Source organism: Geomesophilobacter sediminis (assembly GCF_016458275.1).
GTDB lineage: Bacteria > Desulfobacterota > Desulfuromonadia > Geobacterales > Geobacteraceae > Geomesophilobacter > Geomesophilobacter sediminis.
This window is the reverse complement of record NZ_JAEMHM010000004.1, coordinates 103421-128250: the sequence shown is the minus strand read 5'-3', so window position 1 is coordinate 128250 and position 24830 is coordinate 103421. Positions and strand designations below refer to the sequence as shown.

Genomic DNA, 24830 nt, shown 5'->3' with positions numbered 1-24830 from the left:
AGGGCTGGCACGTCCTTCTGGCGACTGGCAATATGCATCTGGCTGTATTCACAGCCTTTCCACTAAAAAACAACAAAGTGCAATTCTATGGTGGAAAAGAATACACACCTCCCCTTTGGCCATTATTTCCAAAAATCTGCCCTGATAGGGGGCAAAGACTAAAAGGCTCAGGTCTATCGCCAATCCACATCCGCATCAGAGACAGGCTTAGCCCGGATGCCAGTCGCGTCCAGCATTGCTTCAACGACTTTGCAGCATCCAGATTTGGGCTCTTCAGGGTTTCCCGTGGGTGACAGGCCCCAAGGCGAAACCAAATCATGATTTTAAAGTGTTCGGCATTTCGATAGCCTCGTGCGGCGTTCTTGATTGCTTCTACCTTGGAGTTTATTCCTTCCGATAGGGCGTCGGTTACGCGGTGCACAAAGTATTTGAAGACCTGGGTCAGGCAAGACTTCAGCATCTTTGCCGCCTTCACAACCGGATTGAGCCGACAGTGTGTGGCCCAGAAATACAAACTCTTCCAGTGGGAATTGGCCGCTGAGAGGCGTTTGTAACGCCACAAGGGCCGCAAGTTCTCCTTCAGCGCGCAAGCTCTTGCCGCCTTGAGGTCGCTTTGGCGTAACAGATAGAAATTAGCCCAGTACTTTTCGGGGGACTTCCTCTTGGCCGTAGAGCCTCATGTACTTGGTCCGGGCAAGGCGGTTATCTCCCTCGTCAACAAGCGCCCTGTGGTCCAAACGTCTGATTTCTTCAACCGCACCACCCATGTGTTCCATGATGTGGAACAGGTCGAAGACGATCTTTCGCTCTGCATCGGGAACCTTGGCTAGGGCGGCCTAGACGTAAGCTTCGTGCATATCCATCGCGATGGCGTGATCGCCTCAAGTTGTTGTCGGTTAGGCACTCAAGATAGGACTCGAAGCTGCGCTTGTCCCGGCCGTCACCGATGTGTTCGACGGTGCCCCGGTCGAGATCGCAGACCAGGGTGAAGTATCGCTGTCCGTGGGCAATCGACTTCTCATCGACACCAAGATGTTCGAAAAGCCGAGGTTCCTTGCGCTGCAGCCCCGCTGGACTACCCGAGAGAGAAGGTGCCACGCTTCATCCCAACTGATCCGAAGTATCTGCCGGGCTACCTGAATGTGAGTCACCTGCATTACTTCGATTGCCAGTCGCTCGAACAGTAGCGTGAAACGGGCCTTCGGCTCAGCCCACGGCAGACGCACTTGGTGGACGCCATCCTTAGGACATTGGACCCGCTGCGGTCTGGCATGAAGGAAGGTTTGAAACTGGCAGCTGTCAAGGTGACGCCAGATTCTCTCTTCCGAGTGATCGTACACCGGCAATAAGTCGTCACAGACAGGGCAAGACCACTTCTCGTCTTTGGGATGTCAACGAAAACATCTTCTTGCTGTGTCGAGGCTGACAAATCGACCTTAGCAACAATCCACGGTGACTTAAAACCTAACAGGTGACGGTACAGATCGGGGTCTTTCATGGCTCCCCCCTTTCGGGCGGGAGTATAGCGGGTCAGGATCAAATTCCCCACGGAAACCCCGGAAGAGCCCAGAAATTCCGTTGCCGGCAGGCTCATCCCTCTCCGCTGCTGTATGTCCAAGTTCGGGTGGCGGAAGGTAACCCGGAGTGTCCACCACCCTTCTCGGAAAATATATGGGTGATGTGTTCACGCGTGAGCAAATGATTACCACTGCCAGGCTTGGAACAAACATGTTATAACAGTTTAAGCTTTTATCCTTATCGGGCCGGCTGCTGAGGTCACATGATCAAATCATCCTGGGTTACCCTCGTCACCATTCTCGCATTTTGCATCAGTCTGGTTCTAGGCGGCGTCCTGGTTGCCTTCCACCAGAATCTTCTCTACGAGGAACGGGAGAAGCAGGTCCGGGAAATCAATGCTCGGTTTGCCTACACCATTCAGGACCACCTGAACCGATCCCTTTCTGCCACCTATGCACTGGCCGCCCTCATTCGCCAGGGTAATGGCCGGATTGAGCACTTCGACCTATTGGGGAGCGAAATGTTGCCATTGTACGGCGGCATCAGCAGTCTTCAGCTTGCCCCCGATGGCGTAATCCGGCAGGTCTACCCGCGAACAGGCAATGAAAAGGCCATCGGCCTCAACCTTTTGAGCGATCGGCAGCGCAGCCAGGAAGCCATGCTGGCCATCTCATCTCGAAGGCTCAGCCTCGCCGGCCCTTTTGAACTGATCCAGGGAGGAAAGGGGGTCGTAGGGAGAATCCCGGTGTTTCTCGATGCGGCCAATGGCAAGGAGCGGTTCTGGGGGCTGGTCTCCGTGGTCATTCGCATCCCCGATTTCCTCGCTACCGTACCACTGCAGCAAGCAGTCCATTCCGGCTATCACTACGAACTCTCAAGAGTCAATCCAACTACAGGAAAACGTGAAGTTATCACCCGTTCGTCATCAGAACCACTCCACGCTCCGGTTCGAGCCAACATCGAAGTCCCCAATGGCGTATGGACTCTGAGCATGGAGCCGCGTGACGGCTGGCATGCTCTCTCCGAGCTGGCCGCGGAAGGCGTTTTGGTTCTCCTTATCAGCACCCTTTTGGCGGCCTTACTGCGTACCATGGCCCGGCAGCCCCTACTCCTCAAGCTGAAGGTCGAGGAACGGACCAGACAGCTCTCGGAATCCAACACCCTGCTTGCCGCGGAGATGGAGGAGCGCGTCCGTGCCGAGGAGATCCTGCGCGCCAGCGAGAGTCGCCAGCGCACCCTGCTCGACAATATTCCTCTGGGCATCACCCTCGTCGACAGAGAACACCGTATCGTCATGGTCAACCGGACTACCTCCGAATGGTTTGGACGCGCAGCTGAATCATTCGTGGGTAAACACTGTTACGAGCAGTTCAAAAATCGCGAGCGAATCTGCGACTATTGCCCCGGCATCGTCTCGGTTCGTTCCGGTCTGGTTTCCAACATCGATACTGAAGGGGTCCGCGCTGACGGGGGGACTTTCGCGGTGCACCTGCGCACCTTTCCTTTGCTCGACCAGTCGGGGGGAATCACTGGGTTCATTGAGGTTGTTGAGGACATCACCGGGCTCAAGCGAGCCGAAGATGCACTCCGCCTGAGCGAGGCCAAGCTGAAGGAGTCCCAGCGGGTTGCTCATATCGGTCATTACGAGTTTGACATTGAGGCCCGTCTCTGGACCTGTTCCGAGGAGTTGGAAGAGATCTTCGGCATCGACGACGCCTATTCCAGGGACCTCAACGGATGGCTCACCATCATCGCCCCCGATCAGCGTGAGGAAATGTCCACGTATTTGCAAAGGGAAGTGTTGGGAAAACGGCAGGGATTCGACCGCGAATACCGCATCGTTAGAGTTAGCGACCGCGCCGAGCGCTGGGTCCACGGGCTGGGACAGTTAGAGCTCGGTCCTGACGGTCACCCCGTCCGGATGTTCGGTACCATCCAGGACATCACCGCCCGCAAACGGGCGGATGAGGAGCGACAAAAGCTGGAAGCCCAGATGCAGCACGCTCAGAAACTCGAGAGTCTCGGGGTGCTCGCCGGCGGCATCGCCCATGATTTCAACAACATCTTATTGGCCATCTTGGGGCACGCCGATCTCGCCCTGATGCGTCTTTCCGCCGCCTCGCCGGGCCGTGAAAACCTGCACCAGATCGAACTTGCTGCCCAACGCGCCGCGGAACTGGCCCGACAAATGCTCGCCTATTCGGGCAAAGGGCGCTTCGTCATCGAGACTCTCGATCTAGGGGAAATTATCATGGAGATGACCCACATGCTCGAAGTCTCCATCTCGAAAAAGGCGGTCTTACGTCTAAATCTCGCGAAAGACCTACCCCCCATTCAGGTGGATGTCACCCAGGTGCGCCAAGTGTTGATGAACCTGGTCATCAACGCCTCTGAGGCAATCGGCGATGCGAGCGGAGTGATCGCCATTACCACAGGCGCTATGCACTGCGATCGAGAATACTTTGGTGAAACCTGGCTGGACGAGCAGTTGCCGGAAGGGACCTACGTCTTCGTGGAAGTAGCCGACACCGGTTGCGGCATGGACCGGGAGACCATATCCCGAGTATTCGATCCCTTCTTCACCACAAAATTCGCAGGAAGGGGGTTAGGGATGGCTGCGGTCCTTGGCATTGTTCGCGGGCACAAAGGAGCCGTCAAGGTCTACAGTGAACCGAGAAAGGGGACCACATTCAAGGTACTTTTCCCCGTCGCTCAAGGGCACGCCGAGGCGTTACGCGAAAGGGTGACCTCGCAGGAACTCTGGCATGGTAGTGGGACGGTCCTCCTGGTCGACGACGAGGAGACTGTGCGCGCCTTGGGGACGGAGATGCTCCAGGCTCTGGGTTTCGACGTACTGACTGCCAAGGACGGACGGGAAGCGCTGGGGATATTCCGGGAACATCAGGACATCAAAGCTGTGATCCTAGATCTGACCATGCCCCACATGGACGGGGAGGAGACCTTCCGGGAACTCCGACGGACCAGGTCCGACGTACGGGTGGTGATGTCCAGCGGCTATAACGAACAGGAGGTCTGCCAACGGTTTCTCGGCAAAGGGTTGGCCGGATTTATCCAGAAACCTTACCGACTGGCGGAGTTAGGCGCCGTCCTGCGCGAAACGCTGGAGCCTCCAGAGAAATGATGGGCTATCCTCTCACTAAAAACAGACCGACCTCGCCCGATCGAAAGTTTTACTTCTCTTAGAAGGCGGAATTCCTCTTTTTGAGGAACTTGCACGCCCTGTTCCTGCTTATCGTGCGCTGGCGACTCTCGCTGGCGCGCAGGAGCTCCTCGGCACGGACGCGCTCCTCCATCTCCGCGGCAACCAGGGTGTTGGATTCCGAGAGCTGTCTGGTCCGTTCCTCGGCCTTCAGCTTGAGAAGTAGAGATCGGATGCATCTGCAATTCCGTCTATCTCACCTCCGCCATAACCTCCACACTCAGTACGGACCCGCCGTAGCCTTCATTGTGGATCGGCATTGAAATTGGCCCTCCATCGGCGTCCAACGCTGACCCGGCCTAGAAGAAGAGGCATGGAATCCTAGACGGTTACAAATCAAGGTGGGTCAGGATTCGACGCCGATAGAGGTTTAAACTACAAATCTGATTCACACTCAAACGCGAAAGCCCATACAAAACGTTGTATGGGCCTCGGAAGTGAAGCAACTGAGAGCCTCCCCTTGGCTGTGGCCTGCTTAACACCTACCACTATCTATCTGTTTTATTCAAGGGAATTTCACCCAAACGTGCCCCTCCACTATACGATCTTCAATACTAAGTAATTTTCTTTCCGAGCAACAGGCTTCTTTGCATTTTATCCACCAGCGAGAGGGATGGAACAAATTTGGTTCCTTCGTTGTAAATGGCTTCAAGTACCTCCGCGAGGAGTTCTTCCAGTTCCGCGGTCCTATTCTCCATCTGCCCTTGGGGATCACAACTGGTGACAAGCTCCAACGCCTCGCCAACTTGGCGTACCGGGGAGTCGGGGCACGGGTGCTCATGGATATAGATCGCCGCTAGACGCAGCGCTTCGGTAATTTTCGCGTGCATCTCGTCGCTAAAACTAATCATAAGGTTTCCTGAATAATTTTCGGCACTACCTGATATACAAACCAAAGTACTTACCATAGCATATATTACGAAGAAAGGGATATGTTCGGAATTAAAATACTGAGAATGTGGTGCTGCTGGCAAAAACGCCATAACACCCCCTCATTCTTCCTGGCCTGTTCACTTTTCCCCCCAGCCCGAGTCTTTGGAGAAGCCCTCTCTCACCTCGATGCAAAACTCGGCGCAACCGGCTACGTTTCGTGCCGTCAGTGATCCTCCCATGTTTTTCTCGATCATAGTCTTGGACATAAACAGGCCGATCCCGGTTCCTTCACCGGACTTTTTGGTGGTAAAGAAAGGGTCAAAGATTTTTTCTAGATTATCCTCCTGGATTCCCCCTGCATTGTCGGTTACGGTGACGACGGCTTTACCGTCCCGCTTGCAGGCACGCACCTTAAGCTTCGCATCAGATGTCCTGCTCTCTCCAAAAGCATCCCTAGCATTCACGAGGATATTGAACAAGGCTTGCGCGTACCCGTTGCGATAGCCGTTGACCATCATCTCCTCGGGCGTCTCAACCTCAACAGCAACGTGCAGCTCCATAAGACTCACCTCAATGATGGAAATCGTCTTCCTCACGACCTCATCACGCTGAACCAGCTTTTCTCCGCGTCTGGATCAGCGAGGCTTCGTACGTCGTCGATGGTACATGAAAGGCTCGCAATGATTGTCATCATCTCACCTATGGCAGATTTCACAGTCTCTTCGCTTAGCACGCCATCTTTGTACAAAAGCCCCATTTCCTGGACCTTTAAGCCCAAAAGGTTCAGAGGCTGGCGCCACTGGTGGGCAACGTTCCGGAGCATTTCCCCCATAGCCGCCATCTGGCCTTGATGTATCATCAGCCGGTCCTTTATCCTTAGCTCCTCCATGGTCTGGAGCCGCTTGGCTGTTTCCTTCTCGATCCCCCGATAAGCTTGTTGAAGTTCCTCGTTTTGCCTCTGGAGCTCCTTTCCGCTTGCTTCCAGTTCCGCGGTACGTCGGGCTACCCGCGTCTCTAGTTCATCGTTAAGACTTTTCAAGGATTCCTCTGCGGCCCGTGATTGCAGAATATGTTGAGCAATGAGATGGTAGAGGAGCCCTCCCGTAACAGCAATAAAGAGAAACCCCTTCAATGTCGAATACCGCACGATGATGCCCGGTTCCCGGAAGAGTATGCCCAATAAGCGGTCCGATAGAAAGATCCATGCGCCGCTGAATAAAGCGTAGATACTGACGATACGCAAAGCCACCAAACGATCTCTACCGTGAAGGTGATATGTCATGTAAGCACCCTTCGCAAGGCTTGTTCTACACCGATACCGGCAGTGTGAACCAGAAGGTAGCGCCCTGGTCCGGAATTCCTTCCGCCCACACCTTTCCGCCGTGGCGTCTGATAATCCTCTCCACCGTGGCGAGACCGATCCCGAACCCCTTGATCTCCTCGTAGCCCTTAAGTCGTTTAAACGGAAGAAAGAGGACCTCCGCCTCCGCCTTGTTGAAGCCGGGACCGTTATCGCGAACGAAATAGGTAGTCTCACCATCAATCTCGGCTAATCCGAACTCAATGATCGCCTCCTCACGAACGCAACTATACTTCCACGCATTGCCGAGTAGATTCTCCAGGGCAACCCGCATCAGGCTCGGGTCGCCGGTGCCCACTACCCCATCGGCGATTCGGGTCGTAACGTGGCGCCCCGGATCGGCCGCTCGCAGGTCCTCCATCACCGCCAGCGCAAGTCTGCTGAGGTCGACAGTCTCGCGGTGCAGGTCGATGTGCCCCATCTGCGAAAAGGTGAGCAGGGAGCTGATCAGCCGGCTCATCCGAACGGTGCCGCGGATGGCCTCGCTCAGGTAGCCGCGGGTCACCTCGTCGAGGCGATCCCCCCACATCATCATGATCGCCTGGCAGTACCCATTGATGATGTTCAAAGGCTGTTTCAAGTCGTGGGCAGCTGAATAACTGAAGGCCTGCAGTTCCGAGTTGGCTTCCTCCAACTCCGCAGCCCGCGCCTCTAGGTCCTGGTTCAGCGTTTCGATCTTCTCCTGCGCCAGCTTCAGTTCGGTGATGTCGCGGGCCACGTGCACCACCCCATCCAGCTTCCCGTCCGGAGAGACGAGTGGGGTCGTGCTGACCAGGAAATGTCCCCCCAGGTTGGCCTCGAAAACCTCTGTGGCATGTTCGTTCCGATCCGCCATCGTTAAGATATGGGGACAAAATCCCGGAGGGTAGTCGGTACCGTGGATTGCCACGTGGCACAAAAGGCCCAGACACTCGGCGGGAGGTCTTCCCAGTCGCTCGGCCATGGCCCGGTTCAGGCGCACGAACCGGTTCTGGCCGTCCAGGATGGCGATGAGGTCCGGCACCGCGTCGAAGGTCCGCTCCCATTCCTCCTTCGCACGTCTTACAGCTTCCTCAGCCATTTTGCTTTCAGTAATGTCACTGGCGGCCCCGAACCATTCCACAATTTCGCCGCTGCCATTGATCAGCGGTACGGCGCGTGATGAAGTCCATCCCAAGCTCCCATCGGCACGCCTTATCCGGTGCTGCAATTCGAAAATCCTCTTTTCCTTGATGGCTTCTTGAATGGCGGCGGTCATCTGTGGCTGGTCATCGGGATGAATGTACTGCTGAAGCCAGTTGCTGTTTGGACCCTCATTGCTTTCCAAAAATGCCTGACTGTAGAGCTGGAGCATCGTGCTCCAGTCTGGACTCATGCGGTAGAGAGCCTGGGAGCTGGCCATCACTAAGGCGCGAAAGCGCTCCTCGCTTTCTTTGATGGCCTTCTCTACGCGTCTGCGCTCGGTAATGTCGCTCACCATGCTCAAGAGGTGTCGCTTCCCCCCGAGGTTGACGATGGTTGCGGAGTAAAAGGCATGCAAGAGCTTGCCTTCCTTTGTGTAAAAGGTAGTCTCACGGTCCCGGACCGAACCCTCCTTCAGTGCCTGTTCAACCATCGCCGCCCGCTCGTCAGCGCTTTTCCAGACAAGAAATTCCTCTGCCAAGTGGCCGATCACTTCATCCCGTTGGTAGCCGCTGAGCCGTTCCCCCTCCTGGTTGATCTCCACGAAACGGCCGTCGGCCAGGTCACTGATGGTGATCCCTACCGGCACAGAGTTGAAGATTTTGGAAAACTTTTCCTCCGATTCCCGCAGGGCGTCCTCGGCCCGCAACCGCTCGGTGATGTCGAGAGCAATGCCGGCGATAAACGCGGGCTGACCGTCGGGGGAGCGCATCACAAACTTGTCGACTAGGGAACGATGCTCGGTGCCGTCGGCATGGGGATACCTTTCCGTTGTCTGCACGGTTCCCCCCTCACCGAGGGTACGGGAGTCGTTTTCGGCGAACTGCCGGGCGATCTCTTCCGGAAAGAGGTCCCGGTCGGTCTTCCCCAGCACCGCCTCAAGCGGCCTTGCGAAAATCCGTTCCGCTTCCGCATTGGCGTAGGCATACCGACCTCCCATATCCTTCATCCAGGCAGCGACCGGCATGTGCAGCATGAAGGAGGCGAACCGCGCCTCGCTTTCCCGCAGTTTCTCCGAATTATGTTTGCGTTGGATCGCATAGCGTATCGACCGCGCGAGGATCGTCTTGGTTATTTCTCCCTTGATCAGATAATCCTGAATGTCCATATCCAAGGCTTGGCGTGCGATCTCCTCGTCATCAAGGATCGTGATGATCGCTACCGGGGTCCATTTAGCCTGGTTTCGCACCGCAAGTGCCGTCTCAATCCCCTGGCTATCGGGAAGTCCGAGATCGACCAGGATGCAGTCGAAAATGCGGTCTTCGAGCCGCGCGAGGGCCTCCTCCAGGTACTGGACATGCTCGACCGAGTATTTCTGCCCTGCCTGCTGTTCCAGCATCTCCTTGATCAGTATCGCTTCCGCTGGTTCGTCCTCTATCAGGAGTATTAGTAACGTTTCGTCCTGCATTTGATCACTCACCTCGGCGGCAATTTGACGGTGCCGAACCAGAATTGTTCGATCTCCCTAACGACCTCGAAGAGGGCGTTCAGGTGAAAGGGCTTGGTGATGTAACTGTTGGCATGCAAATCGTAGCTGTCGAAGAGGTCTTCCTCAGTCTTCGATGTCGTCAACATTATGATCGGGATACGCCTCAAATCCGGATCGCCCTTGACCTCCCCCAGAACGTCCAGGCCACTTATTCCCGGCAGGCCAATGTCCAGGAGCACGAGGTCCGGGCGAGGGGCCCCCGCGTATCTGCCGCGGCGGCGCATAAAGTCCAGGGCATCCTCCCCGTGGTTGACCACGTTCACATTGTTAGCGATCTTGCTTTCCTCGAAGGTCTTCCGAATAATGTTCACGTCGGCCTCATTATCCTCCACCAGCAGTATCTCTACCCGCACCTCATCGCGTGCCATCGTATGCTCCTATTGCCGGCAACGAGAAGAAGAATGAAGAACCCTCTCCGGGGGCCGACTCTACCCAGATGCGCCCCCCGTGACGTTCGACGACCTTTCGACAGATGGCCAGCCCGATGCCGCTTCCCTGGTACTCCTGACGGGTGTGGAGCCGCCGGAACACGTCGAAGATCTCGATGGAAAAGCGGGGCGCGATGCCGATGCCGTTGTCATGCACCCCGAAAAGCCAATCGTTTCCTTGGCGTTGCGCCGAGATGCGGATCCGGACTGGCGTTTCCTTTTTCCTGAATTTGATGGCGTTGCCGATCAGGTTCTGAATAAGCTGCAGCAGTTGCATCTGGTCCCCCGCCACTTCCGGAAGCTCCTCGCGCTCGATCTCGGCCCCGGCTTCCTGAAGCGATTGCGTGAGGCTCTCCAGCGCCAGATCGACCACGCCCCCCATCAGCACGGGACCGAACGGCTTTGCCCGAGTTCCCAGGCGCGAATAGGTGAGGAGGTCGGTGATCATAACCTTCATGTGCTCCGTACTTTCCAGCATGAATTTCATGTAGATGTCGGCTTGTTGATCTAACCTTTCGCGATATTTCAGGGCCAAGAGCTCCGTATAGCTGGTTATGGTTTTCAGGGGCTCCTGGAGGTCATGGGACACCACGGAGGCGAACAAGTCGAGTTCCTTGTTGGAGCGTGCCAGCTCCGCATTAGCCGCTTTCATCCCTTCTTCCGCCCGCTTGCGAACCGAAATGTCGCTGATGAACGCCATCACGAGAAGACCGTCGACTGAGTGAATAAAGCTGAGGCTGATTTCCACCGGGAACTCGGTTCCGTCTTTACGCGCTCCGGACAGTTCGAGATTGAGCCCCATTGGCCTGATTTTCGGTTCATTGAAATAACCGGCCTCGTGCTCCTGGTGGCGCGTGCGGAAGTGCTCCGGGACCAGCACCACATGCGGCTTGCCAATCAGCTCGTTCGATTCATAGCCGAACATCTTTTCCGCCTGGGCGTTTGCAAGCACGATCGTCCGGGAGCGGTCGATGATGACAACCCCTTCGGCCAGCGACTCCAGAAGAGTGCGTACCAAGGAGTCATTCCGGAATCGCTTCAAGGACACTTCGAACGTCGAATCGGCCGACGGTAGGGAGTGTTGGTGACGCTCATGGTTGTCTTGTTTGCCTGTCGTCATCAGGGTCACCCTTGTGTGAGCTTCCGTGAACTCCCGTTTATCATACTCCTCGGGATAGATTTTGGACAAGCGGCATGACGCATAATTTACTTAAACCTTTGCATTTGTCCTGTAATTGACGGAAAATAATATATGGCGATGATGAGAAATAATGATTTTCACCTTCAGTGGAGTTCTTTACCCATGGATTACAAAGCCGACGTCATCTCCCTACTCTATGCGGAAGACGAACCACAGGCGCGGAAGTTGCTAGAGCAAATGCTCCGGCGCAGGTTTCCGGGGTTGCCGATCCACGTCGCGGCTGATGGTGAGCAAGGCATCGCCCTGTTCGAGCAATACCGCCCAACTATAGTCGTCACCGATATAAACATGCCGGTTCTGGACGGCGGTGAAATGATTGAACGAATCAGGGCTATTGATCCTTGCGCGGTGATCATAGCGATTACAGCATTCAGTGATCCACATTGGAAGAACAAATGCAAAACGCTCAAGCTGGATTGCTGCATCACCAAGCCGATGGACTTTAACTACTTGTTCAAGGCCATCGAGACTTCCCTCTTAAAATCGATTAGGTAGGGAGAGAACCGGGTAACGATATCAAGAAGGTAAGGAGATGCCCGCTCCAACTGTGGAAATCTTGCTTATTGAGCACAACCTCTTCGAGGCCAGGCTGATCAAGAAGATGCTGGTTGAATCTCGGAGAGGCGAATACGTGGTGCAATACGTTCAGAAACTGACCGACGCGCTGCCTTTGCTGCAAACGGCGAGTTTCGATGCTATCCTGGTCGATGCCGTGCTGGCAGACAGCACAGGGACGGTTACGGCTCGAACCTTGCGGCAACAGTGCGGATCTACGCCTATCATTTTCTTGTCTGCGTCGAATAATGCTGAGGTGGGGCTGGATCTCCTGCATTTGGACATACAGGACTACTTGATCAAGGCGGAATTGAACAGTAATCTCCTGTCACGCTCAATCTGCTATGCGATAGAGAGAAAACGGAACGAAGCAGCGTTGCGTGCCTCGGAGGCAAAACTGTCCACCATATTTCAGGCTATGCCTGTAGCCGTCTCCATTGCAACGCTGTCCGAAGGGAAGTACATCCAAATCAACGACGAGTTCGCTCGGATCTTTGAATTCGAAAGGGGTGAAGCGATTGGCTTCTCACCTCTGGAGCTTGGGATCTGGTACCCTGAAGCGCGCGAGAAGCTGGTTCGGGCACTTCAACAGCAAGGAGCCGTCCGCAACGTAGAGGCCCGGCTGAAAAGCAAGAGCGGGCGAAAAATTGTCGGTCTTCTATCGATGGAGGAGATCGTGATTGCAGACGAAAAGTGCGTGGTGACCATCACCCGCGACATCACCGAACAGAAAGAGGCAGAAACGGAGATCAGAAATCTTAACCGGAGGTTGACCGCCCGAGCCAGAGCACTGAAGTCGGCTAACAGGGACATCGAGTCTTTCAACTCTATGGTAGCACATGACCTGCGCTCTCCGTTGAGCGTCGTCAACAGCTACTGCCAGGCGATAAAGATGCAGTGCGGCGACAAACTGGAGACGGAGTGCCGGGAATACCTCCAGGAAGCGTATGAAGGTACCCTGCGGATGGATCAGCTCATCGAAGCGCTGCTTACCTTTTCCCGGGTGGGAAATGTAAAGCTTCAACGCGAAGAGGTGGACCTCTCGGCGCTGGCCGAACAGGTGTATGCCGAGTTGAAGTTCGCAGAGCCGGAGAGGCCAGTTAATTTTCGCAGCGCGGAAGGACTTCAATGCTATGGGGACACGGGCCTGTTGCGAATCGTCTTGGAAAATCTACTGGGGAACGCTTGGAAATGGACCCGTACCCGGGAGCCTGCCGTAATCAGCTTCGCCCAGAGGGAGACTGGGGGCACGCCAACGTTCTTGGTTCGGGACAACGGGTTGGGATTCGACATGAAACATGCTAACGAGCTTTTCGTCCCCTTCTTCCGGGTGCCGGGTGCCGAAGCGCAAAAAGGCTTCGGAATCGGCTTGGCTACGGTAAAACGAATCGTCGAACGTCACGGAGGCAAGGTGTGGGGAGAAGCGGTTCCGGGCAGCGGTGCCACGTTCTATTTCACTATATCTCGGCCTGCGGTGATCGAAAGGACCGCCGGCCGAGGCGGAGGAGTACATGAAGATCCTGATCGCCGAGGATGATCCCGCTTTCCGGAAACTACTTGAGAAGATGCTGGCGCACTGGGGATACGACGTGGTTGCGGCGCGAAATGGGGCTGAGGCTTATCAAATCCTGCTTTCTAAGGACAGGCCAAGCCTAGCCATACTCGATTGGGAGATGCCCGAATTGGAAGGAATTGAGGTGTGTCGCAACGTCAGAAGGGAAATTCACGATCCCTACATCTACCTGATTCTTCTGACGTCCCATCGTCGCGAGGAGGACTTGGTCGCCGGAATGGAAGCAGGAGCCGACGATTACCTTACAAAACCATACAAGCAGAACGAGTTGAGAGTCCGCTTGAGAGCGGGCCGACGCATTGTCGAACTGCATGAGGATTTGGCTGCGGCTCGTGATATTCTGTATGCCAAAGCGACGCACGATTCCCTTACGGGTCTATGGAACCACGAGGAGATCACGGAAATTCTTGCCCGAGAGCTCACCAGGGCGGAGCGCGAAGGCTACTGCGTCAGCGTGATCATGGCCGATCTGGATTTCTTCAAGAAAGTCAACGATACCTACGGTCATCTTGCCGGAGACGCCGTCCTGCGGATCACATCCAATAAGTTGCGCGCGATGATGCGACCTTACGATGCCTTAGGAAGATACGGTGGAGAGGAGTTTCTCGCTGTCTTGCCGAATTGCGGCAAGGGGTGCGTAGGCGCCTACGCGCAACGGTTCTGCTTGCAGATCGGCAGTCATCCGATAGATACTTCGGAGGGAATCATACCCGTGACCATGAGTCTTGGCGTTGCCACAACCGGCAGGAATCTTAGATGGGATTGCACCACTCTGATCCGGGCCGCCGATGTCGCACTTTACCGGGCGAAGGAAAACGGCCGCAATCGAGTTGAGGTATCCTCCGACTGCGTAGCGGCATAGGCCGTTTCCGGAGAGAGATCATGAGAATCCTCATTGCCGAAGATGACCCTGTATTCCGTCACCTCTTGGAAGTCACGTTAACGAAATGGGGATACGATGTGATCTTGGCTCAGAACGGGGTTGAAGCTTGGGATCGTCTCATGGGTGATGAAGCTCCACGAATTGCGATTCTGGACTGGAAAATGCCTGGAATGGAAGGAGTGGAGATTTGCCAAAAGCTGAGAAATGAAATGCCGGACCCGTTTGTCTACATCATCCTGTTGACCTCACAGCACCGGGACGAGGACTTGGTCGTCGGCATGGAGGCCGGTGCAGACGACTATATTACCAAGCCTTTCAAAGCCGAGGAACTCCGGGTACGTCTCACTGCGGGAATTCGGATCCAGCACCTAATCGAAACCGAACACAAGCTGACGGAAGACCTTAAAAAAAGTCTTTCCGAGATAAAGGTGCTGAAAGGACTTCTCCCCATCTGCGCGTATTGCAAGAAAATCCGCGACGACACCGGTTATTGGCAAAAGATCGAAGACTATTTTTCCGAGCATCTGGACACTAAATTTACCCATGGGTTCTGCCAAGACTGCGCGGATAAGATCCTGAAAGAGACCAAGGCCGATTGATTTCAGAAAGGTGCCGGGTTAATTCTTAGGTGCTGAGTGCCACGACATCGTGGACACAAAAAACTACCGCAAGTGGACAATCTTCAAAACCTTACGTTTCTTTATAGCCCATTCTTGCCCACCGAGATGTTAAAAGTAATAAGACAAGCTTTGGACAAGAAAAGCCCCCCACACTTGATTTTAGACTCACGTTTAGATGGACTTTGAAATCTAAAGAAAAGGGCCTGCAGCGTTTAATTGCAGGCCCCTTTCTTTCTCCATCCACTGATCTACACTCCTTCCGGAGTAAAAAACACCACCGAGGCGCAGGTGGATTTTCCGGATCTTAACGCCCGCGTTCTTCTCTTCTTTCTTCGCTACGTTGAGGGCGCTCTTCCCGTATACCTCCGCGCTCCTCACGCACCGGCCCTCTCATTTCACGATGCTCTTCATCTCTGTGAATTTCCGGCCGGAAGCGCTGTCCGCGGTAATGCTCCCTGTCGCGGCTATACTCCCTAAAGTCGCGGTCACGATATGCATGAATCCTGGTGATGGAATACCTACGGAGTTCCGGAGGGAGATCGCGTTTTCGCGCCTTTATCCACTCACCACCATAATAGGAGGAACGATACCAGCCACCACCCCTGTAGAGGTAGTACACTCCAGAGGCGTAAAACAAGTCATAGGGTACGCCCACGGCTACCCCAAAACCTAACTCCGGGGGGGAAAGAAAATCAGGTGGCTGTGAAACGACGACCGGCGGTCCACCAACGTTGATGCCCCAGTTCGTATATTGAGCTTGAGCGATTTGACTTATCTGCAACAAAATGATGGCCGACAAAATGGAAAATACCTTTCTCATATTTTACTCCATCTTTGATGGCGTTGAGGATAAGACTTTATTCATAATTACTTAGTGACCTGGCCGGGTTTATCTTTTCCTGGTTTCGATTCCACTATCAATGCATGCATCATATCGTGCTCTTCGTGTTCCAGAATGTGGCAGTGCCAGTTTAGTGGACCCCATAGTCAAGACAATAAAGCGTCGAGTTTAAGGTGGTGTCCGGTCGCGCAGCTGACCGGCGCTGCCCCGATTTTGAGCGTGGTTTTACGCTCAACAAATTTGTCTACGATTCTTGCGCCGCCGCCGCTGGCCGTGTGGTAGACCTCGACTGGAGTACGGTTGCCCAGCGATTGATGGGGCCGCTCCGTGTTGTAAAACTCGAAATACTCGGTCAGACCCAACCGTAATCCGAGCATGTCGACGTAGCCTTTCAGGTACACGTCCTCGTGCTTGACGCTACGCCAGAGCCGTTCTACGAAGATATTGTCCGAGGCCCGGCCGCGTCCGTCCATGCTGATTGCAATGTCGTGGGAGTTCAGGACGCCGGTGAACGCGTCGCTTGTGAACTGGCAGCCCTGGTCAGTATTGAAAATGTCTGGCGTGCCGAAAGCCCGTAGTGACTGCTCCAGGCAATCAACACAGAAATCGCTGTCCAGAGTGTTTGACAATCGCCATGCCAGGACTTTCCGCGAATACCAGTCGATTACTGCCGCCAAGTAGGCAAATCCCCGGGCCAAGCGGATATAGGTGATATCGGTACTCCAGACTTGGTTCGGTCTTACAACGTTCACACCTCTGAGCAGGTACGGATAAATCTTGTGCTGAGGGTGAGGACGACTGGTGTTGGGGCCTGGCGCCATGCCAGCCAATCCCAGGAACCCCATCAGCCGTTGAACCCGCTTGCGGTTGACCTGATGCCCAGCTTTGCCCAGGTGCACTACCATCCTGCGGCTGCCATAGAAAGGATGACGCGTATACTCGGCATCGATCAACGTTAATAGAAGTAACTCCAGGTCATCCGGAACAGCGGCCATACGTGGAGCATAAATTGTGGAGCGGGCGACGCCTGCCAGCGCGCATTGCCGAGTGATGGCCATCGGGTCCAGCAAACTAACCCAGTGCTTACGATCACCTAATGGTCGATCCCGGACTTTTTTTTGAGCCAGTCCAGCTCCATCTTCAACCGACCGATCTCGGAGTAAAGCCGCTCTGGACTGGCCGACGGGTCCTCGGGCTTCGGTCCACGCTTATTCTCGAAAATGCCGGGTGCCTGTGCGAGGAGCTCTCGTTTCCATTCGCCCACCTGAGTCGGATGGACACCAAATTCCTGGGCGATTTCGTTCAGCGTCTTGACGCCGCGGATCGCTTCGAGAGCAACTTTCGTCTTGTGCTGGCTGGTGAAGCTTTTGCGCTTTCGTTCGCTCATTGCCTGCCCCTTTTTACCGCAGGCACCATCTTAAACTATTGTCCTGAAAATGGGGTCCACTATACAGACATACTCCGCACCACCAGTTCGCGGACTGGGCGGGACCTCAATTGGTTTGCCTTCTTGGGAAATGATCCCTGCTTTGGACAGATCAAATTTCATGATGACGCGGGTAACTGTCCCAGGGTAGTTCAGCACCGTTTCCTTCCATCCCCTTTCATTCGGGTCGGGAGGGATCACCGGGCCTTTGGCGACATAGGGGTAACTCAGGCTGTCGAATCCCTGACGGTTGATAACCTGGACGTTAACCAAATGAAAATGCATGGGGTGTACATCACCCGTGGTGTTATAGATTTCCCATACCTCAGTATCCCCGTCTTTGACGTTCTCCCTACTAGCCATTACCATGGCACTTTGGCCCGGAGCACGTCCGTAATCCAGGTAGGTTGCCATCATATCGTAGGGAGAGCCGAAGGGGTTTGCCTCATTGCCGAGGATCTGAATCAGCCTTCCGTAATCGTCATGATACTCGTTCAGGGTGAGGAATCGCTTGGCCACGGCTGGGGGAACCCGGTCCGATTCCCAGGGGACGAGATTCGGATCGATTCCGCGGGCCAGGTTGGTGGCGGTCCCGATCTTAAGAGTCGGGTCCTTCGGGGGGAGTGCCGCTTCAACATGGAACCGCATCAATACTCTGGTGTTTGGCCCAAAGCCGGGTTGGGTGGTCAGGTTCACAGAGTTGCCGTTATTCAAACCTGGAAAATAATCATTCACCGGATCGCCCATGGGGAACGGAGCGGGCGCGTCATTGTAGAGGACCACGTCGGTCCCAGGTTGAACATCACTGAAATCCACCAGCAAGTCGGGGCGTTCTGCCGGACCTACGAGGAGGGATTTTTGGACCAGGGAAGGATCAACGGCGCCGCTTACCGGTGCCGGAACCACGAGAGGTACGTTTGAGGCAACCATCGCCGGTTTGGAAAGGAACCCCCCCTCGGTGCCGATCTGCAGGAAGTTCGGTGTATCTCCAGCTGCGTGGTTTAGGAAAGGGGCATTGGTCGGGTTGCCGCTGGCGTCCAGGGTGATGCCTTCCTTGCTGCTGTCCGCCAGGTAGAGTTGAAGATTAAGAAACCGTGCGTTGCAGGCGTTGAGCAACCGCAAGCGGTAACGCCGGGCCTGCACCGTTACTTTTGGGTAGGCGGTGCCGTTGACCAACATCGTGTCCGCGAAGAACTCAGGTACCGCAGACGGGTCCGGCAGAGGCTTCCCTCCCGAAAGGAGATCCCAACGCGACGGGTCATAGGTGTGGGCATACCAAAGGCTGCCGTAATCCTTCAGGCCGGTCCATGTCGGATCCGAGGTGGCAATGTGCTTGCCGACGAAAATCTTGTCCTGGATCACAAGTGGAATCTCGTTGCCGCCGTCTTCGATGAATTCAGGCAGCCCCTCCTGGATCAAAGCCTTCTCGAAATTGTCCCGGATGATGAGCCCGGAAGCTACCCCGGCGTAGGCGTTAAGCCTGGTAATGCCCATTGCGTGATCGTGGTACCACATAAAGCGGGCACTCTGGTTCATCGGGTAGTAGTATTCGGCTTCGCCAGGGTTAGCCCCTGGGTTTAGCACCTGGTTGTTCAGAAAACTCGGGCCGACATCGCCCGAAGTGCCAAACCAGGAGTTCGGTCCGCCGTCGCTGATCCACGGTACCAGACCACCATGCAGGTGAACGGAGGTGCGGTTAACCGGCACCCCCGGTTCCGAGCCGGGGATGGTGGTGTCAACCGGGAGAATATGGTTTTCCACCGCCAACTTGTTTCTAAAGGTAATTTGGATGGGGGTACCTTTCTGGCCGATAATGATGCCCCCCAAAAGGGTGGGCGTGGTATTTCCGCCAAGACCAATGGTGGGGTTGTACCCCCAGAATGTCGTTCGTGGCCAACCTTCAGGGAGAATCTGGTCTTTAAACTGCCTGATGTCGATGGTGTAGTGGGTGACACCGGTGACAGGCGCCTTCTTCGGATCAGGGAGAGCTACCGGTATGCCTCCGGGACCGACGCCTCTAAGCGTAGTCCGGAAAAGGGGGATCGCGGGACTTTGGTTGAATCCGAAGACTGGTACCACGGAGCTGCAAAGAAAGGTAAAGGCTGTCGCAAGTGTGGCTATGACTGATCGAGTTTTTACCATCATTATAGTTTCTCCTGTTTATCGTGATGCCGTTGGGTGGTACGGTTTCGCCGCCTTCTTGCAAGGAAGAAAACTTAGCAAAACCTGAGCTTGCTGCATTGAGAAATATGAGCAATTTAAGATGAGAAAAATGCAGTGCCGGGATTGGGGAAGTGGAAGCGATGCCGCAGGAATACACAATGGATACAGATTAGGATGTCGAAGGGTCCACCGGTGGCAACGGAGGCTCAAAGAGCCGCAATCGCAATACCCTTTGATGCAGAAAAGCCCCGAATTTCTCAGGGGCTGCACCTGGTGGACGCCATCCTTAGGACATTGGACCCGCGGCGGTCTGGCATGAAGGAGGTTTGAAACTGGCAGCTGTCAAGGTGACGCCAGATTCTCTCTTCCGAGTGATCGTACACCGGCAATAAGTCGTCACAGACAGGGCAAGGCCACTTCTCGTCTTTGGGATGTGAACGAAAACATCCTCTCGCTGTGTCGAGGCTGACAAATCGACCTTAGCAACAATCCACGGTGACTCAAGACCCAACAGTTGACGGTACAGATCGGTGTCTTTCATGGCTCCCCCTTTCGGGCGGGAGTATAGTAGGTCAGATCAAATCACCCAGGGAAACCCGGAAGAGCCACCTCAAAAGCATCCGGGCATATCTGCTCAAAGAGGACTTCGACCAGTTCTTGCACTACAAAAGCCCAGGATGGGCGGCCAGGTTTGTTGACGACTGGTGCCGACGAACCATGCGTTCACGTCTGAAGCCGATGAAGAAGATAGCCCAGATGTTACGTACTCACCGGGAGCTGCTTCTCAACTGGTTCCGTGCCAGGAAGATGGTAGCTTTGGGCGCCGTCGAGGGTTTTAACAACAAGGCGAAAGTGACGTGCAGAAAAGCGTACGGCTTCAGAAACGTAGATGTTATGAAAATCGCCTTGTATCACACTTGGGAATCTACCGGAGCCTGAAGGCACCCACAGATTCTGCTGAAGAACCTGATTTATAAAGTTTTCCACGTCCTGTTATCATCTTTATCAATGCCTGCAGCTATTTCACCGATACAATAAAACGGACTAAATTGTAATTTCTCCGTCAAAAACAATACAACAGAGGAAATGAGTCTCCACCAACAATATAATTCTAAATTCGTTACAAATCAGTGCATTACAAAATTATTGTCGATTATAGACTGCAGCTAAACTTCATAAGTCATGATATGTAAAGAACTCTGTTACTACTTCTTATCTTAAGTCGGATGACGCCGCCATGGAAGACTCTCCACGCCAGATTCAGCTTTCACGCCAAAGTTCTGAAACCATTTTGATAGTTGACGACGAAGAGCAGATTCGGTCACTTATGGAGGACACACTCGATATGTTTGGGTATCGTGTGATAACGGCAAAGGATGGGAGGGAAGCGGTCGAGCTTTACCAACAACATAATCAAATCGACCTTGTTATTCTTGACATAATAATGCCAGTTTTAGATGGAGTGCAGACGTATAGAGCGATGATGAAAATGAATCCGAAGGCTAAGATAATTTTTATTACAGGCTATGCAGGTGGTAAGCTCGATCTTTCTGGAAGATTCTACTTACTCAGTAAGCCTTTTTTGCCAACTGAATTATTAAAGGTGGTAAGAAAAGCGCTGGATGCACCATTGTAAAAACACTTCACGAAACCGACAAGATCCTGGTCTTCCATGCGAATAGCGTTACTCTGCCGTCCTTCACTATTACCCAACTCTACCGTTGTAGGTGGCAGGTCGAGTTGTTCTTCAGATGGATCAAACAGAACCTACCGATAAAGACCTTCTACGGTACCTCGGGAATTGCGGTGAAGGCTCAGATCTGAATCGCTGTGTCGGTCTACCTGCTTCTTGCCATCATGAAGAAGAGGCTGAAAATCGAGGCCAGTCTCTACAAAATTATACAGGTGCTAAGCATCACGATCTTCGACAAGATCGTCATTACAGGCACTTGCGAGAACAGATTTCCCCCTTGGGCTGAGAGACGGGACCCAGCCCACTCCGCTGTTCCCTCACTACGTCACCTTATTGAGGGAAAGCTTCAATACTTGCGATGGCTTAAAACTTAGAACCTTACGCGCATCAAGCGTTATCGGCTCCCCCGTCTGAGGATTTCTCCCATTTCTCGGCGCTTTTTCGCGCACTTCAAACCTGCCAAACCCCTGTATCTTGACACTCTCCCCGGACGCTAGAGTCTCTTTTAACGTCTCCATCAGGTGCTCGAAAACCTCAAATGATTCAGCTTTGGTCATTCCCGTTTTCTCGACGATTCGTTCCACAAGGTCAGCTTTCGTCATTGCCCCTCCAGTTTGTTTTATACTATCCATCTGTCACTGACAGACAGGCTACGAGCTTTCCAACAATACCCAAAATCCTCGGAATTTTCCATTGTAAAAATAATTCTTTAAGCTCAACCACGGCAAAGAATAGCCACCTCTCCCTGGACAAATCTCTGCCTCCTTCGGCATCCATTTCTGCCATCAGGTGAAGGTGCCCCTAAATGGAATGGTAGCGCACGAGTAACTCTCATAATTTCTTCAGAGCATTAGATGTTTGGCTGAAACGTGCAAATAACAGTTGTTAAAAAAATAGGAGTTAGCCATCTGACAATGATTGTGCGGGACTTTTTTTGTGCTTTACTTTATGACCGCACACTTCCATGGAACGCCAAAGAGTCAGTTTGGGGAGGACACAGGTATGAACATGACGACAGCAACAGCCTCAGAGCCCCTTCTGAGGGATATCTATCGGCTGATCCCAGACCTCGAAGCCCTGTACAAGGACATACATGCCCACCCTGAATTGTCGATGCAGGAGACACGAACCGCCACGCTGGCCGCGGACTGGCTTCGTAGGGCCGGTTACGAAGTGACGACCGGCGTTGGGAAGACGGGGGTGGTAGGCCTGCTCCATAATGGGGAAGGGCCGACGGTCATGCTGCGCGCCGACATGGATGCGCTACCCATTGAAGAGGCGACCGGTCTTTCCTACGCAAGCCAACAGACCGTGCCGGATGCTGAAGGAAAGCTTGTGCCGGTCGGACATATGTGCGGCCATGACATGCATGTGGCCTGGCTCGCTGGCGCCGCCACCTTGTTCGCTCAGGCGCGGGAAGCCTGGCGAGGTACCTTGATGGTGGTCTTCCAGCCCGGCGAGGAGACTGCGCAGGGGGCCAAGGCTATGATAGACGACCACCTCCTCGCGCGTTTCCCCCGACCGGCTGTCGTCCTTGGGCAGCACGTCATGCTCGGAGCGGCTGGCGAAATCGCCGGAAGTGCAGGCCCCATCACCTCGGCGGCGGACAGCCTCCAAATCAGGCTGTTTGGTCGGGGGGCGCACGGCTCGATGCCTCAGGCCAGCGTAGATCCCGTCGTCATGGCCGCGGCAACGGTCCTTAGACTTCAGACGGTGGTTTCCCGGGAGGTAGCCGCGACCGAGGCAGCGGTCGTCACGATCGGAGCTTTGCAAGCCGGCACGAAAGAGAACGTCATCCCTGACGAGGCGATCATAAAGCTGAACGTGCGGACGTTCGATGCCGCGGTCCGCAAGCGCGTGCTGGCGGCGATCGAGCGCATCGTCAACGCCGAAGCCGATGCATCAGGTGCTCCTCGCAGACCGGAGATCATACCATTAGACCGGTACCCGCTCAATGTGAATGACGAGTGGGCGAGCCAACGGATCGCCGATGCATTCCGCGCCCATTTCTCCCCGGCGCGCGTACACCACAGCGGCCCAGCACCGGCGAGCGAGGACTTTGGCTGTTTCGGCACGGCATGGGAGGTTCCGTCTGTCTTCTGGTTCGTCGGCGGCACAGATACCGAGACCTATGCGAAGGCCAAAGCGACCGGAACGCTCAATGAGCTGCCGGTTAACCATAGCCCACAGTTTGCCCCGGTAATCCATCCGACGTTGGAAACCGGTGTCGAGGCCTTGGTGGTCGCAGCGCTTGCTTGGCTGGCATAGGACTCAAAGGCCGGTAATCGGACGTTGCTGATCGCGGAGTTCGATATGAGAGAGCACGGGATGGAGATGCTTCTGCTGGCACTTGACCTCGCCGGCACCTTTGTTTTTGCGCTGAGCGGCGCAACGGCGGGGGTCCAGAATCGCCTTGATCTGTTCGGCGTTCTGGTCTTGTCGTTTGCCGCAGGCAATGCCGGAGGCATTGCCCGCGACTTACTGATCGGAGCAACACCGCCGGCAGCGATCAGCAACTGGCATTATCTGGCCGTTTCGCTGCTTGCAGGAACCGTCGCCTTCTGGCGGCCCATTATCATCGAGCGGCTGCGCAACCCGGTGCTGCTGTTCGACGCAGCGGGGCTTGGGCTCTTCGCGGTTGCCGGCACGCAAAAGGCACTGGTCTTCGGGCTGAACCCAGTAATGGCAGCTCCCCTCGGTATGCTGACCGGGATCGGCGGCGGCATAGCCCGCGACCTGCTCTTGACCGAGGTGCCTACCGTTTTGCGCGCTGAGGTTTACGCGATCGCGGCCCTGGCCGGTGCCGCCGTTGTCGTGATCGGCTCAGCATTGCACCTGCCGGCGACAGCGATAACGCTCTCCGGAGCGGTCCTGTGCTTCGGGCTGAGGTTCATGGCTATGCGCTGGGGCTGGCATCTTCCGATCGCCGGCGATCCCGAGCAACCGGCCACGCCTGCTCCAAAAGATCACAAGGATGACAACGCAAGGGGGCTGTGAGATGGGCTTGCTCGTCTTGATATCCGGCAATAGTTTCGACAGTCTCTCCAACCCTCTGACCGGGCCTGCCGAGGGGCGTTGTCGACAACCTAGGAGGCAGGGAAGGGAACAACATGCCTTGGAATGACTATCATCTAAGGTAGAGGTTGTGATTCGCAAGAATCAAGGAAGGTGCCGGACAATGGTATCCGAGTTAAAGATCAACTGATTATCCATGACATGCCAGTATCCCTTTGCCGTTATTGTGTCGCCCAGAGCCACCGATTCCAGTTGACCGATGACCATAGCCGATTCCTCCTTTTCGGGAAGATACACACGAAGTACCACAAATCGTGTACCATTTATACGAGAAACGACTTCCACGACAGAACCGGAGGATCGTTCAGTGGCTGCGGCAAACATAGTCGCATTGATGCTCATGAGTGGTTTACCTACCAAATGTGCTGCAAAAGATTCGGGAACAATACGTAACGATCAGACCTTACACCTCCAGCCTCTGCAGTACGAAACGCTTCAAAACAACGGGTTCAAACTTGCGGGCTAAGGTTTGACCATGTGCGGCCTTTTGATTCTGTTACCAAAATCGAATGCCTCCTCTTTGTCTTCGCTGCAGCAGCCTTTGCCAGGATTAACACATCTTCCAATTTCTCATCTCCGGCGAAATTGTACTCAGCATCTGGAAGGGCATAGGTGACTCCACTCTTACTAGTTATGGTTCGGCTGAATCCCTTTTCTTCCATATATTGATGAAGTTCGGCATATTCCTCCCAGTCCGCATCATGAAGAACTACCCTTATTGTGAAACTTGCCATGAACCCTCCTCAGCCAA

Annotated in this window: 21 protein-coding genes and 5 pseudogenes; 10 read left to right on the top strand and 16 right to left on the bottom strand. The window is 54.6% G+C overall.

Annotated elements, in window-relative coordinates:
* Nucleotides 1-273 precede the first annotated feature (273 nt).
* Nucleotides 274-1498 (bottom strand): annotated as a pseudogene (locus tag JFN93_RS26195) (ISL3 family transposase).
* A 282-nt stretch (nucleotides 1499-1780) separates the two neighbouring features.
* Here JFN93_RS26195 and JFN93_RS05670 point away from each other — a divergent pair.
* Nucleotides 1781-4660 (top strand): PAS domain S-box protein, encoded by a 2880-nt coding sequence (locus tag JFN93_RS05670; protein WP_199383031.1) that lies wholly within the window; start codon nucleotides 1781-1783, stop codon nucleotides 4658-4660.
* Between the two features lie 632 nt (nucleotides 4661-5292).
* On the opposite strand, the gene JFN93_RS05665 is transcribed toward JFN93_RS05670, so the two are convergent.
* The 6 genes from JFN93_RS05665 to JFN93_RS05640 all read right to left on the bottom strand — a co-directional run bounded on the left by JFN93_RS05665 (nucleotide 5293) and on the right by JFN93_RS05640 (nucleotide 11169).
* Nucleotides 5293-5721 carry a hypothetical protein gene (locus JFN93_RS05665; protein ID WP_199383030.1) on the bottom strand — a complete coding sequence of 143 codons (429 nt, stop codon included), beginning with the start codon at nucleotides 5719-5721 and terminating at the stop codon, nucleotides 5293-5295.
* Nucleotides 5722-5748: 27 nt separating this feature from the next.
* Nucleotides 5749-6171 (bottom strand): sensor histidine kinase, encoded by a 423-nt coding sequence (locus tag JFN93_RS05660; protein ID WP_199383029.1) that lies wholly within the window; start codon nucleotides 6169-6171, stop codon nucleotides 5749-5751.
* Nucleotides 6172-6203: 32 nt separating this feature from the next.
* A complete protein-coding gene (locus tag JFN93_RS05655) occupies nucleotides 6204-6791 on the bottom strand; it encodes a sensor histidine kinase (protein ID WP_199383028.1) in 588 nt (195 codons plus the stop codon).
* 127 nt (nucleotides 6792-6918) lie between these two features.
* A complete protein-coding gene (locus tag JFN93_RS05650; RefSeq protein ID WP_199383027.1) occupies nucleotides 6919-9540 on the bottom strand; it encodes a PAS domain S-box protein in 2622 nt (873 codons plus the stop codon).
* An 8-nt stretch (nucleotides 9541-9548) separates the two neighbouring features.
* Nucleotides 9549-9989, bottom strand: a complete 441-nt coding sequence (locus tag JFN93_RS05645) for a response regulator (protein ID WP_199383026.1) — start codon at nucleotides 9987-9989, stop codon at nucleotides 9549-9551.
* Complete coding sequence (locus JFN93_RS05640; protein WP_199383025.1) at nucleotides 9976-11169, bottom strand: sensor histidine kinase; 1194 nt, start codon at nucleotides 11167-11169, stop codon at nucleotides 9976-9978. Before JFN93_RS05640 ends, JFN93_RS05645 begins: the two co-directional genes overlap by 14 nt.
* A 132-nt stretch (nucleotides 11170-11301) precedes the next feature.
* Here JFN93_RS05640 and JFN93_RS05635 point away from each other — a divergent pair, with 132 nt between their 5' ends.
* From JFN93_RS05635 to JFN93_RS05620, 4 genes are read left to right on the top strand one after another with little or no spacing between them, the layout of a single operon-like run.
* Nucleotides 11302-11745, top strand: coding sequence for a response regulator (locus JFN93_RS05635; RefSeq protein WP_199383024.1), 444 nt, complete (start codon nucleotides 11302-11304; stop codon nucleotides 11743-11745).
* 52 nt (nucleotides 11746-11797) lie between these two features.
* Nucleotides 11798-13342 (top strand): sensor histidine kinase, encoded by a 1545-nt coding sequence (locus JFN93_RS05630; RefSeq protein WP_199383023.1) that lies wholly within the window; start codon nucleotides 11798-11800, stop codon nucleotides 13340-13342.
* Nucleotides 13317-14240 carry a GGDEF domain-containing response regulator gene (locus tag JFN93_RS05625; protein WP_199383022.1) on the top strand — a complete coding sequence of 308 codons (924 nt, stop codon included), beginning with the start codon at nucleotides 13317-13319 and terminating at the stop codon, nucleotides 14238-14240. Before JFN93_RS05630 ends, JFN93_RS05625 begins: the two co-directional genes overlap by 26 nt.
* A 20-nt stretch (nucleotides 14241-14260) precedes the next feature.
* Nucleotides 14261-14860 carry a response regulator gene (locus tag JFN93_RS05620; RefSeq protein WP_199383021.1) on the top strand — a complete coding sequence of 200 codons (600 nt, stop codon included), beginning with the start codon at nucleotides 14261-14263 and terminating at the stop codon, nucleotides 14858-14860.
* A gap of 325 nt (nucleotides 14861-15185) precedes the next feature.
* On the opposite strand, the gene JFN93_RS05615 is transcribed toward JFN93_RS05620, so the two are convergent.
* From JFN93_RS05615 to JFN93_RS26190, 5 genes and pseudogenes are all read right to left on the bottom strand, one after another.
* Complete coding sequence (locus JFN93_RS05615) at nucleotides 15186-15701, bottom strand: hypothetical protein (RefSeq protein ID WP_199383020.1); 516 nt, start codon at nucleotides 15699-15701, stop codon at nucleotides 15186-15188.
* Nucleotides 15702-15748: 47 nt separating this feature from the next.
* A pseudogene (locus JFN93_RS26030) lies at nucleotides 15749-15853 on the bottom strand (multicopper oxidase domain-containing protein); the annotation flags it as partial.
* A gap of 105 nt (nucleotides 15854-15958) precedes the next feature.
* Nucleotides 15959-17109 (bottom strand): annotated as a pseudogene (locus tag JFN93_RS05605) (IS3 family transposase); the annotation flags it as partial.
* A 30-nt stretch (nucleotides 17110-17139) separates the two neighbouring features.
* The gene (locus tag JFN93_RS05600) at nucleotides 17140-19293 is read right to left on the bottom strand and encodes a multicopper oxidase family protein (protein WP_199383019.1); all 2154 of its coding nucleotides are present in this window, start codon (nucleotides 19291-19293) and stop codon (nucleotides 17140-17142) included.
* A 282-nt stretch (nucleotides 19294-19575) separates the two neighbouring features.
* Nucleotides 19576-19852 (bottom strand): annotated as a pseudogene (locus JFN93_RS26190) (transposase family protein); the annotation flags it as partial.
* Here JFN93_RS26190 and JFN93_RS26025 point away from each other — a divergent pair.
* The 3 genes and pseudogenes from JFN93_RS26025 to JFN93_RS25455 form a co-directional block, all read left to right on the top strand.
* Nucleotides 19807-20250: a transposase gene (locus JFN93_RS26025; RefSeq protein WP_199383018.1), complete on the top strand. Its 444-nt coding sequence runs from the start codon at nucleotides 19807-19809 to the stop codon at nucleotides 20248-20250. The pseudogene JFN93_RS26190 and the gene JFN93_RS26025 sit on opposite strands and share 46 nt — an antisense overlap.
* Before the next feature lie 298 nt (nucleotides 20251-20548).
* The gene (locus JFN93_RS05585; RefSeq protein WP_199383017.1) at nucleotides 20549-20947 is read left to right on the top strand and encodes a response regulator; all 399 of its coding nucleotides are present in this window, start codon (nucleotides 20549-20551) and stop codon (nucleotides 20945-20947) included.
* Between the two features lie 11 nt (nucleotides 20948-20958).
* A pseudogene (locus tag JFN93_RS25455) lies at nucleotides 20959-21378 on the top strand (transposase); the annotation flags it as partial.
* On the opposite strand, the gene JFN93_RS05575 reads toward JFN93_RS25455, so the two are convergent.
* Together JFN93_RS05575 and JFN93_RS05570 are read right to left on the bottom strand one after the other, a co-directional pair.
* Nucleotides 21325-21606 (bottom strand): integration host factor subunit alpha, encoded by a 282-nt coding sequence (locus tag JFN93_RS05575; protein ID WP_199383016.1) that lies wholly within the window; start codon nucleotides 21604-21606, stop codon nucleotides 21325-21327. The pseudogene JFN93_RS25455 and the gene JFN93_RS05575 overlap by 54 nt on opposite strands.
* 22 nt (nucleotides 21607-21628) lie before the next feature.
* Nucleotides 21629-21790, bottom strand: a complete 162-nt coding sequence (locus JFN93_RS05570; protein ID WP_199383015.1) for a hypothetical protein — start codon at nucleotides 21788-21790, stop codon at nucleotides 21629-21631.
* Nucleotides 21791-22006: 216 nt separating this feature from the next.
* Here JFN93_RS05570 and JFN93_RS05565 point away from each other — a divergent pair, with 216 nt between their 5' ends.
* Together JFN93_RS05565 and JFN93_RS05560 are read left to right on the top strand one after the other, a co-directional pair.
* Nucleotides 22007-23272: a M20 family metallopeptidase gene (locus JFN93_RS05565; RefSeq protein ID WP_199383014.1), complete on the top strand. Its 1266-nt coding sequence runs from the start codon at nucleotides 22007-22009 to the stop codon at nucleotides 23270-23272.
* Nucleotides 23273-23332: 60 nt separating this feature from the next.
* The gene (locus JFN93_RS05560) at nucleotides 23333-24001 is read left to right on the top strand and encodes a trimeric intracellular cation channel family protein (protein ID WP_199383013.1); all 669 of its coding nucleotides are present in this window, start codon (nucleotides 23333-23335) and stop codon (nucleotides 23999-24001) included.
* Nucleotides 24002-24163: 162 nt separating this feature from the next.
* On the opposite strand, the gene JFN93_RS05555 is transcribed toward JFN93_RS05560, so the two are convergent.
* Both JFN93_RS05555 and JFN93_RS05550 read right to left on the bottom strand, forming a co-directional pair.
* Nucleotides 24164-24421: a hypothetical protein gene (locus JFN93_RS05555; RefSeq protein WP_199383012.1), complete on the bottom strand. Its 258-nt coding sequence runs from the start codon at nucleotides 24419-24421 to the stop codon at nucleotides 24164-24166.
* 107 nt (nucleotides 24422-24528) lie between these two features.
* Entirely contained in the window at nucleotides 24529-24813 is a 285-nt protein-coding gene (locus tag JFN93_RS05550) for a hypothetical protein (RefSeq protein WP_199383011.1), read from the bottom strand.
* Nucleotides 24814-24830: the final 17 nt, after the last annotated feature.